11 protein-coding genes are annotated in these 13,740 nt (G+C 70.1%); 3 read left to right on the forward strand and 8 right to left on the reverse strand.

Annotated elements, in window-relative coordinates; all coding sequences use genetic code 11:
• Entirely contained in the window at positions 1–1,233 is a 1,233-nt protein-coding gene (locus tag ABZS97_RS03065; protein ID WP_356132855.1) for a histidine kinase, read from the reverse strand.
• Between the two features lie 188 nt (positions 1,234–1,421).
• Between ABZS97_RS03065 and ABZS97_RS03070 the strand changes: the two genes are divergently transcribed.
• Positions 1,422–2,081: a hypothetical protein gene (locus tag ABZS97_RS03070; protein WP_356132857.1), complete on the forward strand. Its 660-nt coding sequence runs from the start codon at positions 1,422–1,424 to the stop codon at positions 2,079–2,081.
• Positions 2,082–2,315: 234 nt separating this feature from the next.
• A complete protein-coding gene (locus ABZS97_RS03075) occupies positions 2,316–5,342 on the forward strand; it encodes a beta-galactosidase (RefSeq protein WP_356132859.1) in 3,027 nt (1,008 codons plus the stop codon).
• Position 5,343: 1 nt separating this feature from the next.
• On the opposite strand, the gene ABZS97_RS03080 is transcribed toward ABZS97_RS03075, so the two are convergent.
• The 7 genes from ABZS97_RS03080 to ABZS97_RS03110 all read right to left on the reverse strand — a co-directional run bounded on the left by ABZS97_RS03080 (position 5,344) and on the right by ABZS97_RS03110 (position 12,793).
• A complete protein-coding gene (locus ABZS97_RS03080; RefSeq protein WP_356132861.1) occupies positions 5,344–6,855 on the reverse strand; it encodes an alpha-N-arabinofuranosidase in 1,512 nt (503 codons plus the stop codon).
• Between the two features lie 22 nt (positions 6,856–6,877).
• Positions 6,878–7,843: an arabinan endo-1,5-alpha-L-arabinosidase gene (locus tag ABZS97_RS03085; protein ID WP_356132863.1), complete on the reverse strand. Its 966-nt coding sequence runs from the start codon at positions 7,841–7,843 to the stop codon at positions 6,878–6,880.
• Between the two features lie 17 nt (positions 7,844–7,860).
• Complete coding sequence (locus ABZS97_RS03090) at positions 7,861–8,733, reverse strand: carbohydrate ABC transporter permease (RefSeq protein ID WP_356132865.1); 873 nt, start codon at positions 8,731–8,733, stop codon at positions 7,861–7,863.
• Entirely contained in the window at positions 8,730–9,668 is a 939-nt protein-coding gene (locus ABZS97_RS03095; protein ID WP_356132867.1) for a sugar ABC transporter permease, read from the reverse strand. The genes ABZS97_RS03090 and ABZS97_RS03095 overlap by 4 nt, the downstream gene beginning before the upstream one ends.
• Positions 9,665–11,014 carry an extracellular solute-binding protein gene (locus ABZS97_RS03100; protein ID WP_356132869.1) on the reverse strand — a complete coding sequence of 450 codons (1,350 nt, stop codon included), beginning with the start codon at positions 11,012–11,014 and terminating at the stop codon, positions 9,665–9,667. Before ABZS97_RS03100 ends, ABZS97_RS03095 begins: the two co-directional genes overlap by 4 nt.
• Before the next feature lie 163 nt (positions 11,015–11,177).
• Positions 11,178–12,023: an SMP-30/gluconolactonase/LRE family protein gene (locus ABZS97_RS03105; protein WP_356132871.1), complete on the reverse strand. Its 846-nt coding sequence runs from the start codon at positions 12,021–12,023 to the stop codon at positions 11,178–11,180.
• On the reverse strand, positions 12,020–12,793 hold the full coding sequence (locus tag ABZS97_RS03110) for an IclR family transcriptional regulator (protein ID WP_356132873.1): 774 nt from the start codon (positions 12,791–12,793) through the stop codon (positions 12,020–12,022). The genes ABZS97_RS03105 and ABZS97_RS03110 overlap by 4 nt, the downstream gene beginning before the upstream one ends.
• A gap of 206 nt (positions 12,794–12,999) precedes the next feature.
• On the opposite strand from ABZS97_RS03110, the gene ABZS97_RS03115 reads away from it, so the two are divergent.
• A complete protein-coding gene (locus ABZS97_RS03115) occupies positions 13,000–13,722 on the forward strand; it encodes a hypothetical protein (protein ID WP_356132875.1) in 723 nt (240 codons plus the stop codon).
• Positions 13,723–13,740 lie beyond the last annotated feature (18 nt).

The raw sequence follows: 13,740 nt of genomic DNA on the forward strand, positions 1-13,740 counted from the left end.
TCAGGCCTTCCGTTGCGTCGGCAGCGACGCCTCGACCACGAAGCGGTCGCCGTCGCGGTTCCAGGTCAACTCGCCGCCAGCCGCCTCCAGTCGCTCCGCGAGGCCGCGCAGGCCTGTGCCCTCCAGGCCGGCGGGGTGCTCGTCGGCACCGTCGTTGCTCACCCGGAGACGGGCAAGACCACCGGTGACGCGATAGTCGACCTCGGCGTGCCGCGCCTGGCTGTGCCGGAGCACGTTGGTGGTGGACTCGCGCATCACCAGACCGAGGAGGTGACGGGCCGGGTCGGCCAGACCGGAGGTCAAGTCGGTCGCTGAGGCGGCGGGTTCGAGGTTCAGCGTGGCATCGATGTCGGCGGCGGCCAGCACCCGCGTCGCGTTCACGATCTCGTCGTCCAGCGTCGTACGGCGGTAGCCCTGCACCACGGCCCGGGTGTCGCTGAGGGCGTCGACCGCGAGTCGCTGGACGTCCTTCATCTCCGCCGCCGCCCGCGCCGGATCCCTCTCGACGAGCCGGGCCGCCAACTCGCTCTTCAACGCGATGACTTGGAGGTGATGGCCCTGAATGTCATGCAGGTCTGCGGCGAACCGCAGCCGCTCGTCCTTGACTGCCACCTCCGCCTCCAGCCGCCGCGCGTCATCCAGTCGCCGCGCGGTGTCCCAGGCCCACAGGGGGCCGAGCGTCACCCAGACGGTGAGGGCGACGAGCCCGGCCGGGAAGAGGACGGCGTATGCCAGGTCGTGGCCGCCGTCGCCGTAGGCCAGGGCGACGGCGCCGCCTGGGAGCAGCGCGAGGACGACGGCGTAGGCGATGAGTTGGCGTCTGCGGCGCGGTGGGAGGTACGTCGCGGCGATGGCCACGACCACGGCCGGCGCGACCGGCCATAGCCCGTAGTTGTGCCGGGCGAGCGGGAGCACTGCGAGGACAACTCCAGCCGCGCTGGCGGCGATCAGCCATCCCATGGGCGGCCCGCTGTCGTCCGTGTCCGGCATCGGCCGCAGCGCCAGCCGCCGACTGAGCAGCACCACGCTCGCCACCACCTCGACCACAAGTGCGGCGGCACTCGGGCCGCGGGCCCACAGCGGGACATCGCCGTCGAGGGTCCACTCCCCGACGAAGGCGACCAGGACGCACGCGGTCATGCCCGGCACGGTCCACCAGGTGTAGCGCCGAAAGCCCGCCAGTCCGGGCCCGCGCACGTCCGTGCCGTGAACGATCGATCCGTCGTCCCCCATCGGGCCATTGTGGCCCAGGCCGCGCCGCATGACACCGCATGACAGATGTCACGCGAGGACGTGACAACTCCACGCGCTCCCCTGCGGATTCGCCACTACTGGGCGGCATCGCCCCGCAGCAGGCTGAAGACATCCCACCGAACCACCCAAGCACCCAACCACCCAACCACCCAAGACCGGAGGCCACCATGACCGCTCGACCCACCGCTCGACCCGCCGCTCGACCCACCCCTCGACCCACCTCCCGTACCCCTGACACGACCACGCCCCCTCCGGCGCCCGACGCGCGGCACCCGGCCGCGGCGCTGATACGACGGCGCCTGCCCACGCTGCTGGCCGTGGCCGTCTGGATCCTCAACCTGGTCGTGTCCGGCTCGCAGGACGTGACGGACGCCGTCGACGGTTTCGGGGAGGTCCTGCCGCTGCTGCCCCTGATCTACGTGATCGTCCACCAGCTCGGCACGCCCCGGGCGACCTGGCCGGTCCTCGGCGCGGGTGTGGTGGCCATCTTCGTCCTCCCCTTGCAGGACGCGGTCGCCCCCTCCACCGTCCTCGTCGCTCTCGCCCTGGCCGTACTGGTCTGGGGCGCCCTTCGCGGGACCCCGCACGACGGACGAACCGGTCTCGGCATTCAGGCCGCGGGCACCCTCGTGTTCGCGGGGCTCGCCCTGGCCGGCCTCGCGGTGGACCCGGACCTGGGCCGGTACTTCGTGGCGGCCGGCTGGTTCTTCCACGGCGGCTGGGACTTCGTCCACCTGAGGCGCGACCAGGTCGTCTCCCGTACGTTCGCCGAGTGGTGCGGCGTCGTGGACGTGCTCGTCGCCGCCCAGCTGCTGTTCCTGGTGTGACGACAGCGGTAGCGAGCCGCTGCCCGACGTCAACGGGCCGCTTCCCCTTCACCAGCCCGCCCCCTCCCCGTCACCAGGCCGTACGGCAGGCCCACGCGGCGCCCCTGCCGTCCAAACCGCGTAATCCGCCCGCGTCGAGCACCCCGGGCGGCCGTGCCGACCGGTTGCTGCGTGGAGAATGGCCCCCACACCCGCACCGCCCGCACCACGCAGGTTTTGCCCAGGAGGCTTCTTTTGGCGCTCAGCAGACGTACCTTCGGAGCCTTCGCCGGTACGACCGCGCTCGGTCTCGCGCTGAGCGGCAGCGCCGGGGCGGAGGCGCCCTCGGCCCATGCGGCGCGGTCCGTGCCGACGGGGCCCGCGCCCGAGCCGCCGGGAGCCGACGGACAGAAGCACACGGTCGGCTTCGACCGGTACTCGCTGCTGGTCGACGGCAGGCGTCTCGTCGTGTGGTCGGGCGAGCTGCATCCCTTCCGGCTGCCGAGCCCGTCGCTGTGGCGGGACGTGCTGCAGAAGATGCGGGCGCACGGCTACAACGCGGTCAGTATCTATGTGGCGTGGAACTACCACTCCGCGGCGCCCGGTCACTACGACTTCACCGGCGTCCGCGACCTGGACCTGTTCCTGCGCATGGCCGCCGAGACCGGCCTGTATGTCATCCTGCGCCCCGGCCCTTACATCAACGCCGAGGTCGACGGCGGCGGTTTCCCCGGCTGGCTGACGGCGACGAAGGGGACGGCGCGGACCGCCGACCCGACGTATCTGTCGTACGTCGACGAGTGGTTGACCGCCGTGAACCGCATCGTGGCCAAGCACCTCTACACCAAAGGCCGTGGCACGGTCCTGCTCTACCAGATCGAGAACGAGTACGACGCCCATGTCACCGAGCCCACCGGCCGCGCCTACATGTCCCACCTGTACAAGAAGGTGCGTGCCGACGGCATCGATGTGCCGCTGTTCCACAACGACAAGGGCAGGAACGGCTATTGGGTGCCCGGCTCCTTCGACACCGGTGGGGAGAAGGGGCGTTGGCTGTACGGCTTCGACGGCTACCCGTCGCCGTCCGGGAACCCGCCGGACTGGGGGCACTTCGGGATCGGCGGCGGGCAGGGCGGCGCCACCGCCAGCCCGCGGACGCCCGGGTTCGTCCCGGAGTTCGGCGGCGGCTGGTTCGACCCGTGGGGCGGCGGCTGGTTCAAGGGCAAGGGGTACGAGGAGTCGCGCCGCACGCGTGACGCGGCGTACGAGCGGCGGTTCTATCTGACCAACCTCGCCAACGGCATCACGCTCCACAACGTCTACATGACCTTCGGCGGCACCTCGTGGGGCTGGCTGCCCGCGCCGGTCGTCTACACGTCGTACGACTACGGGGCGGCCTTCGACGAGGGGCGCAACGCGACCGCCAAGCTGGCCCCGATGCATCAGCTCGGCCATCTGCTGCGGCACGTACCGGACTTCGCCAAGCTGGAGCGGGCCGCCGCGGTGAAGGCCGGGGACGACCGGATCAAGGTGTATCACCTGACCAACCCCGACACCGGCTCCCATGTGTACGTGCTGCGCAACGACAGTACGGAGGAGGTCACTTCGGACCTTCCCGCCGCCGACACCCAGGTGCCGGTCACGATTCCGGCGCGCGACGCCCGGCTGATCACCACCGGACTCGCCCTGGGCAGGCGGAAGTTGAAGTACGCCACCGCGCAGCCCATGCTGTCGTTCACCGCGGGGCGCCAGGACATCGCCCTGTTCGTCGGGCGGCCCGGCGAGCGGGCGCAGATCGTGCTGGAGTGCCCGACCGAGCCGACGGTCACCCGGCTGGACGCCGAGGCCGGATGGCTGTGGGACCGCGGCCTGCTGTACGCGTCCGCCACCCTCGGAGTCGGCGGCCTGACCCGGCTGCTGATCGAGGGCGACGGCATCGACACCCCGCTGCTGCTCCTGCTCGCCGACGACGCGACCTCTCTGCAGCTGTGGCCCTACGAGACCCCGTCGGGCCCGGTCCTCGTGTACGGTCCGGCGCTGCTGCGAAGCGCCTCTCTGCGCGGGGACACGGTCCACCTCACCGGCGACACGGTCGCGAACGGGACGGGCCTGGAGGTGTGGGGGCCGCGCGGCATGGGCGAGGTGGTGTGGAACGGGGGCACCCTGCGCACGCTGCCCACCCTGGGCGGGAGTCTGCGGGCCGAGCCGGTGATCCCGGGGGTGGGCGAGGTGAAGCTGCCCGCGCTCGGCGGCTGGCGGCGGCGCACGGAGAACCCCGAGTCCGAGCCCGGCTTCGACGACAGCGAATGGCAGGAGGCCGACAGGACCTCGTCGTACAGCACGACACCCGTGCCCGCCGGACAGCCCGTGCTGTTCGCGGACGACTACGGCTTCCATTACGGGGATGTCTGGTACCGGGGCCGCTTCACGGACACGACCGGCACGGAGTCGGTGTCGCTGTCGTACAGCACGGGCACGCAGGGGTTGCTGATGGCCTGGCTGGACGGGGAGCCGTTGGGCACCCATCGGATGCCCGTGCCGGACAATGCCTCGGTGCGGCAGGGCAGTTGGGCGGCGACCGCCACCTGGCCGGTGCCCAGGAAGCAGCGCACGTCCGGCCCTCATGTGCTCTCGGTCCTCGTCCGGCGCATGCAGCACGATCAGGACGGCAAGGCGCTCGACACTCACAAGGCGGCCCGCGGCCTGACGGCGGTGACCTTCGAGGCAGCCTCCACGGAGGCCTCCACGGGGTCCTCCAAGAGGACTTCCAAGCAGGCTTCCCCGAAGGTGAGTTGGCGTCTTCAGGGCGAGACGGCCGTCGATCCGGTGCGCGGGGTGATGAACAACGGCGGGCTGTTCGGGGAGCGCGAGGGGTGGCATCTGCCGGGGTTCGCGGACCGCGGCTGGCAGCTCGTCGACCTGCCGCGGGCGGACCGGCGGCAGGGCGTGACCTGGTACCGGACGGGTTTCCGGCTCTCCGTCAATCCGGGTGTGGACGCCTCGATCGGGCTCACCCTGACCGACGACGCGTCCCGCGCCTATCGCGTCCAGATCTTCCTGAACGGCTGGAACATGGGCCAGTACATCAACGATGTGGGCCCGCAGCACACCTTCGTCCTGCCGAACGGGATCCTCCGCACACGGGGCGCCAACACACTCGCCCTCGCGGTCCTGTCCGACGGGACCACACCCGCAGGCCCGGGTGACGTGAAGCTGACACTGCTGGGCAGCGCGGCCGGAGGAGTGCCGGTGACACCGGTCGACTCCCCCGGCCACGCGTGAACTAGGCCAGCCTGATCACGTTCCAGGACAGCGGCTCCAGGACGGCGGACAACCGGCCGTCCTGGAGAGCGGTCCCCTCGACCGCGTGCGGGGCGACCCGCTCGGGCTCGGCGAGGGTGTTTCGGGCGTCGGGGTCGGCGTCGGCGAGCGCGCTGTGCTCCACCACCGACGTCAACTCCAGCCCGCTCAGGGCGACTTCGAGCGTCAGGGACTCGGTCCGGCTGCGGTTGACCGCGAAGACCGTGACCGTGCCGTCCTCCGCGCGCACGGCGGTGGCATGCAGCAGGTCCGCCTCGCCGTACTTCTTCGTCTCGTACGTCGGCGAGTCCACGCGGACGTCGAGGACCTCGCCGCGGCCGTACCGGGCCGCCTGCGCGAACGGGAAGAACGTCGTCTGCTTCCACGCCGGGCCGCCCGGCTCGGTCATGATCGGCGCGATGACGTTGACCAGCTGGGCGAGACAGGCGACCGTGACGCGGTCGGCGTGCCGGAGCAGGGCGATGAGCAGCGAGCCGAAGACGACGGCGTCCATGACGCTGTAGTTGTCCTCCAGGAGACGCGGGGCCTGAGCCCAGTCCCGCGCGCCGGAGTTCTCGATCTCGTGCCACTCCGAGATGTACCAGACGTTCCACTCGTCGAAGGAGAGGTTGATCTTCTTCTTCGACTTCAGCTTCGCGCCGATGTGGTCGGCGGTGGCGACCACGTTCTCGATGAAGGACTCCATGTCGACGGCGGAGGCCAGGAAGGAGTCGACGTCACCGCCCTCGGGCTGGTAGTAGGCGTGCAGGGAGATGTGGTCGACGAGGTCGTACGTCTCCTCCAGGACCGTCGCCTCCCACGCGGCGAAGGTGGGCATGGCCTGGCTGGAGGAGCCGCAGGCGACCAGTTCGACGGACGGGTCGATCTGGCGCATGGCGCGCGCGGTCTCGGCGGCGATCCGGCCGTACTCCTCGGCGGTCTTGTGACCGGTCTGCCAGGGGCCGTCCATCTCGTTGCCGAGGCACCACAGCTTGATGCCGAAAGGGTCCTTGTCGCCGTGCGCGGCCCGGAGGTCCGAAAGGGCCGTGCCGGCGGGGTGGTTGGCGTACTCCTGCAGTTCGAGGGCCTCGGCGACGCCGCGTGTGCCGAGGTTCACCGCCATCATCGGCTCGGCCTGCGGGCCGACCTTCTTGAGGAAGGCGATGTACTCGGAGAGGCCGAAGCGGTTGGTCTCGGTGGAGCGCCAGGCCAGGTCGAGGCGGCGGGGGCGCTCGTCCGCCGGGCCGACCGAGTCCTCCCACTTGTAGCCGGAGACGAAGTTGCCGCCGGGGTAGCGGATGGCGGTGACGCCCAGCTCCCGGACCAGCTCCAGCACGTCGGTGCGCAGGCCCGCCTCGTCGGCCGAGGGGTGCCCCGGCTCGAAGATGCCGGTGTAGACGCAGCGGCCGAGGTGTTCCACGAAGGAGCCGAAGAGACGGGGGTTGACCTTGCCGATGGTGAAGGCCGGGTCGAGGGTGAAGCGGGCGGTGCTCATGTGCGCCTTTCGGGGTGGGTGCTTACTTGACAGTGGGCCAGCCGTCATGGCTCCAACTCAGCTTGTTCAGGCCGAGCTTGGGCGTGCCGTTGTCGTCGCCGTCGTAGTAGTGGTACGCGAGCCAGTCCTGGCCCTTGTCGCGGAACACGGACTGGCCGCCGGTGCCGAAGTACTGCCCGTGGCCGGCCAGCAGCAGGTCGCCGCCGCCTTCCAGCATCGGCGTGCCGGCGCTGTCGACGTAAGGGCCCGTGATCGATGTGGACCTGCCGACCCTGATCTTGTACGTGGAGTTCACGCCGGCGCAGCAGGCGTCGTAGGAGGCGAAGAGGTAGTAGTGGTGGCCGTGTTTGACGATGTAGGGGCCCTCGACGGCGTACGGCGCGTCGGGGCGGGTCGCCAGGTGGCGGACGGTCGCGCCGGGGACGGCCTTGCCGGTCTTCGGGTTCAGTTCGACCATGCGGATGCCGGTCCAGTACGAGCCGAAGGCCATCCACAGCCTGCCGTCGGCCTTGATGACGCCGGGGTCGATGGCGTTCCAGGTGTCGGTCGTCTCGGAGGTGAAGACCTTGCCCTGGTCGGTCCAGGTGCCGGGCATGCCGGACTTGGAGGTGGCGACGCCGATCGCGGAGTGGTTGGTGCCCCAGGAGGAGACGGCGTAGTACAGCCAGTACCGGCCGTCGCGGAAGGAGAGGTCGGGCGCCCAGGGGTCACCGGTGGAGTTGTACTCGTACCACCAACTGGGCGGCGTGACGAAGGCGTTGCCCGCGTCGTCCCAGTGCTTCATGTCCGTCGACAGGCGGGCGCCGATGATGCCGCCGGTCGAATAGGCCACGTACTGGCCGTTCTTGAGGTGGGAGACGGTCGGGTCGTGGATGATCTCCTGCCCGGTGAGGGGCAGCGGATCGGGGTAGTCGGCAGCCCGCGCGGTGGTGGGCAGCAGGGCGAGGAAGGCGGCGGCGAGTACCGCCGCGAGTCTCGTACGTATCACTGCGCTGACTCCTGCTCCTACTGTCCGGCCAGGCCGGTGTGCGCGACACCCGCCACGATCTGGCGCTGGAAGAAGACGAACACGACGATCAGCGGGAGGCCCGCCATGAGGCCGCCGGCCATGAGCTGGGCCCACTGGATGCCGTAGGAGTTCATGACGGTCGCGATGCCGTTGGGCATGGTCATCAGGTCGGGGTTGTTGGTCACCATGTAGGGCCACAGGAAGTTGTTCCAGGAGGCGATGAAGGTGAAGATGCCGACCGCCGAGAGCGACGGCCTCGACAGCGGCAGGATGATGGTGAAGAAGACCCGCCAGCGGCCCGCGCCGTCGATGAAGGCGGCCTCCTCCAGCTCCTTCGGGATGCCCTGGAAGAACTTGTAGAGGATGTAGACCATCGCGGCGGGCGCGCACTGCGGCAGGATCATGCCCCAGTAGGTGTCGACCATCCCCATCTGCTGGACCGTCGTGAACAGCGGAACGCCGAGGACGGCCGGGGAGATCATCAGGCCCGACATCACCACGCCCATGAGAAGGCCCTTGCCGCGGAACTCCGTACGGGCGAAGCCGTAGCCGGCCAGCGCCGCGACCGTGACCACGATCGCGGTCACGCACACGGAGACGACGAACGAGTTCACGAACCAGTTCGAGATGTTGCCGGTCTCCCACAGCGCCTTCCAGGCCTGGACCGTCCAGACCTTCGGCAGCCAGTGCGGCGGGATCTCGGCCGCCTCCGCCTCGGACTTGAGCGAGGTGAACAGGGCCGCGGCGATCGGCGCCAGGAAGACGGCGGAGACGGCGACGCCGATCAGCGTGAGGACGATCTGGCTGGGTGTCCACGGCTTGCGGGACTTGGTGCGTACGGTGCGTGCGGTCGTCTCGGCGGTGGTCATCGGCCGCCCTCCTCACGGTTGCGCAGCAGCCACATCCGCGCGAGGGCGACGGCTGCGATGATCACGAAGAAGATGATGGACATCGCGGAGGCGTAGCCCACGCGGTAGCTGGTGAAGCCCTGTTCGAGGGTGTACTGGACGAACGAGCGGGTGCTGAGCTCGGGTCCGGGGCCGAAGTCCATCATCACGACGGCCTGGTCGAAGAGCTGGAGCGAGGCGAGGATCTGGAGCGCGATCACCAGGCCGGTGATGTTGCGCAGCATGGGCAGGGTGATGTGGACCATGCGGTGCCAGGCGTTGGCGCCGTCCAGCTTCGCGGCCTCGTACAGGTGGGCGGGGATGCCCTGGAGGGCTGCGAGGTAGAGCAGGAAGCTGAAGCCGACGGTCCACCACAGGGTGGTGATGACGATGGCGAGCATCGCGTACGACTTGTCGGTCAGCCAGGGTGTGTCGAGCCCGAAGGTCTCGTTGAACAGGCCGATTCCCTGGGTGAACAGCCACTGCCACATGTTGCCCGCGACGGTGGAGGGGAGCAGGAACGGCGCGAAGAAGCACAGGCGCCACAGCCATTTGCCGCGTTCGATGTTGTGGGCGAGCATCGCGAGGAGGAAGGCGAGCACGGTGATGCAGGGCACGACCAGGAGTGTGAAGTACGCGCTGTGGCCGAGCGCGTCCCACATCATCGAGTCGCCGAGCGCCTCGCGGTAGTTGTCGAGGCCGATGAAGTTCGCGCCGTCGCCGGAGATGTTGGCGTCCGTGAAGCTGAGGTAGACGCCGCGTATCAGCGGCCAGATCACGAACAGGGCGAAGAGCGCCACGAACGGGGCGACGAACCATCCCCCGTGCTGGAAGCCCTGCTTGCGGCGGACTGTGGCACTCGCGGCGGCGGTCTTCACCCGCGCCGGTGCGACGACGGTCTGGGCACTGGTCGTCATGCGGACGCACCTCCCTGCGCGGCGGTCTTGCCGTCCATCGGGTTCTTCGAGGCGAGCAGCTTGGTGAGGTGGCTCTTCATGGTGGCCGCGGCGGCGGCGGGCTTGGCCGAGCCCATCGTCGAGGAGACGGCGACCGGGCCGAGGTCCTGGGCGAGGACACCGGTGGAGCCCGCGAACCACACCTTCGGCTCGGTGGCCTGGTGGTCCATGGCGCGCGCGTACTCGTTCTGCGGGGTGAGCTTCTTGTACGCGGCCGTGGACAGCGTCGGTGTGTACGCGGGGATGTGGCCGCCGGCCGCCCACTGCAGGGCGTGCTTGACGACGTAGGCGGCCAGTTGGTGCGCGTCCTCGTTGGTGGTGCCGCCGCGGTTCGCCTGGTGGGGCAGGACGAAGGAGTGCGACTCGGCGTGGGTGGCCTGCTTGCCGAAGACGGGCGGCAGCGGGGTCGCGCCGTAGTCGAGCTTGGCGCCGGAGAAGACCGGCACGGACCAGTTGCCCTCCCAGGTGAAGGGGGCGCCGTTGATGAACTGTTCGCCGGTGGGGGCTCCGGGGATGACGTACCCGTCGGCGACGTGCTGCCGCAGGAACTCCAGGACCTGGGTGGCCTTGTCGGCGTCGAAGGTGACCTCGGTCTTGGCGTCGTTGAACCAGGTGCCGCCGAGCTGGGTGTAGAAGGCGACGAAGAACCACCACTGGAAGTTCTGGTCCTGGGTCCACAGACCGATCGTCTGCAGGCCCTTCTTCTGGACCGCCTTGGCCTTCTTGAGGATGTCGAACCACTCGGTGGTGGAGCCGACCGGGATCATCCGGCCGTCGTCACCGAGGAGGTCCGCCTTCTTCAGGACGTCCTTGCGGTAGAAGCAGAGCTGTACGTGGATGTCGAGCGGCAGGGCGTAGAGCTTGCCGTCGATGACGCCGCGGTTCCACAGCGCCGGGTTGTAGTCCTCCTTGCGGACGCCGTACCTGGCGAGGAGGGCCTCGTCCCACGGGTCCAGAAGGCGGCCCGGCGAGAAGCCCGCGACGCGGCCCATGTGCATGACGCCCAGCTCCGGCGCGCGGTTGCCCGCGGCGGCCATGGCCAGCTTGGTGTAGAAGGGATTGCCCCACTGGAGGGTCGAGTCCTTCACGTCGATGGAGGGGTTCGCCTTACGGAAGGCGTCCAGCATCGCGATCATGTTGGCGCCGTCGCCGCCGCTGAAGAGGTTCCAGTAGCGCACGCGGCTGCTCGCGCTGGAGGCCAGTGCGTCCGCTCCGGTGCCGAGCGCGGCGAAGCCGAGGCTTCCCGCAACCGTCAACCCGCCGATTCCGGCCAGGAGTTGCCTACGGTTCAGGCCAGGTTGTCCCATGCCCTGCCCTCACTGTTCGAGATTTCGATAGATGCTCGTAACTTCGAACGGGACCGTAGATAGGAAGCGCTTTCTCGTCAATGGTTTGCGCAAAAATCGACGACCCCCGTCCAGCGACTGGACGGGGGCCTCGGACCTCATGGGGCGCGCTGCCCGGGAATCGCTACCCGGCGAACGCGGGCTGCGGCAGGCCCTTCCCCGCGCCGGGCAGCACCAGCACCGAGCCCGACATCGGGTGCGGCGCCTCCAGCCCCGTACAGGCCGTGGTGATGTACAGATCGGTCAGGTCCGCGCCGCCGAAGGCGCAGGCCGTGGGGCGGCGCACAGGCAGCTCCACGACCCGGTCCAGCTCGCCGGACGGCGTGTAGCGGCGGACCGCGCCGCCGTCCCACAGCGCGACCCACACGCACCCGTCGGCGTCGACGGTGAGACCGTCCGGGAAGCCGTCCTCGACGGTCGCCAACGTCCGCCTGTTTACGGGCAGTTGATCCTCACCCACGTCGAACACGTCGATCCGCCGGGTCGGCGAGTCGATGTAGTACATCAGCCGTCCGTCCGGGCTCCAGCCGGTGCCGTTGCTCACCGCCACGTCGTCGAGGACCGCCTCGGCCGTGCCGTCCGCGGAGAAGCGGGACAGCGTGCCGCCGCCCGCCGCCTCGTCGTAGCGCATCGTGCCGGCCCACAGCGTGCCGTCGGGTGCGACCGCCGCGTCGTTGCCCCGGCGCCCCGGGACGACCTCCCGGTGCAGCCACCGGAAGTCCTGGCCCTCGGGCCCGTAGAGCGCCACGCCGTCGCGGAGGTTGACGACCAGACCGCCGCCCGCCCGTGGCTTCGCCGCGCCCACGTGCTGCTCGGTGACCATGACCGTACGGCGCCCGGATGCGGGGTCGTAGGTGTGCACCCGGGAGCCGAGGATGTCGACCCAGATGAGCCGCTGCCGTGCCGTGTCCCAGGTCGGCCCCTCGCCGAGCGCCGCCTCCTCGCGGACGGCGACCTCGATCGCGCTCACGCCACGCTCCGGTGGCCGAGCCGCTCCGACAGCTCGGCCGCACCCTTCGCGGCGAGCTGCTCCAGCTCGATACGGCGGTCGTCGCTCCAGCGGATCATCGGCACGGAGATGGAGAGCGCGGCGACGACCCGGCCCGTGCGGTCGCGCACCGGGGCGGCGACGCAGCTGACGTCCGGATTGGACTCACGGCGCTCCACGGCGATGCCGCGCGCGCGGATCTCGACGAGGGCCTCGCGCAGGGCGGCCGGGTCGGTGATGCTGTTGGGCGTCATCGCGACCAGGTCCGCGTCGCCGGGGATGCGCGCGGTCAGCTCCGGCTCGGGGAGCGAGGCCAGCAGCATCTTGCCGACGGAGGTGCAGTGGGCGGGCAGCCGGCGCCCGGCGGCGGACACCATGCGCACGGCGTGCGTGGAGTCCACCTTCGCGATGTAGATGACATCCGTGCCCTCGAGGATCGCCACGTGGACGGTCTCGTCGCATGTCTCGGCGACCGAGCGGGCGACCTGCTGCCCCTCGGCGGCGAGGTCCAGCTGCTCGGCGTAGCGGCTGCCGAGCTGGTACGGGCGTACACCGAGCCGGTAGCGTCCCGGCTGACCCGGCACCTGGACGATGTACGAACGGGCGGCCAGGGTGGTCACCAGCTCGTGCACGGTCGTGCGGGGCAGCTGGAGCCTGCGCACGATGTCGGGGGCGGAGAGCGTTCCGTCCCCGTCCAGGAAGAGTTCGAGTATGTCGAGAGCCCGGGTCACGGCAGGTACTAGGCGTCCCACAACCGGCCCCCTCCCTATATGTCTCAGTGCCTGTGTTCGAAATTTCAACAGACGATCGGCATGACGAACACAGGCTAGTCATAGTGGGCGGGGGCGGCAATGGGCGGGCCCCAGGTCGATTGCGGAGTCCTGGCGTTTCCGGGTGCGGCCGGACGGGAAGAGCCCCCACACGCATCCGCCACGGGGGAAGGCCAGGGTGAGAAGGCATGACGGAACCGCCCGGCCCGTTCGCACCTCCGCCGATGCCCGCCTCCGCTCCGCCCGCTCCGGGCCCACCAAGAGCCGCCTGGTACGCCCGGCCGGTGACGGTGGGCCTCGCGGGCCTGCTCCTCGGTGCGGCCGTCATCGGCGTGCCCTGGCTGCTGACCAGGGACGACACCTCCGCGGCCGGCGGGCAGGGTGCCCTGACCGGCGGGTCGACGGCCGCCCTGTCCGCGCCGGAGAAGCTCGGCGAGTTCCTGCACCAGGACGCCGCGGCGAAGGCTCTGCGCAAGGACGGGAGCGCGGACAAGAACGCGAAGCAGTTCGCCACGGCGGACCGGCGCAGCACCGGTCTGCTGTCCACGGCGTACGGCGGCGCCCCGGCCGTCGTCCAGAGCTTCGCCGACCGCAAGTTCGAGAACCTCTTCCAGCTGACGGCCGTCCGCGCGCGCTCCCCACGGCCGTTCGTCGCGTATCAGGATCCCGTCCAGCTGGGACTGGTCGTGGCCCCGAACAAGCTGAGCAGCTTCCGGAAAGTGGACTGCGTGATCTACAACGACCCCACGAACTCCGGCGGCACCCCGGCTTCCGACAGCGTGCACGTCATCTCCTGCCAGCGCACCGCCGACGGCCTGACCGTGCAGATCCGTCAGGTGTCCGGTGACGTGGGCCATGATCCGCAACAGGTCGCCGGGCTGGTCGACCAGGCGTGGACGGCGCTGTCCTGACGCCCGGCGACCGCCCAC

Origin of the sequence: Streptomyces sp. NPDC005485 (assembly GCF_040606085.1) — a bacterium.
Classification (GTDB): Bacteria; Actinomycetota; Actinomycetes; order Streptomycetales; family Streptomycetaceae; genus Streptomyces.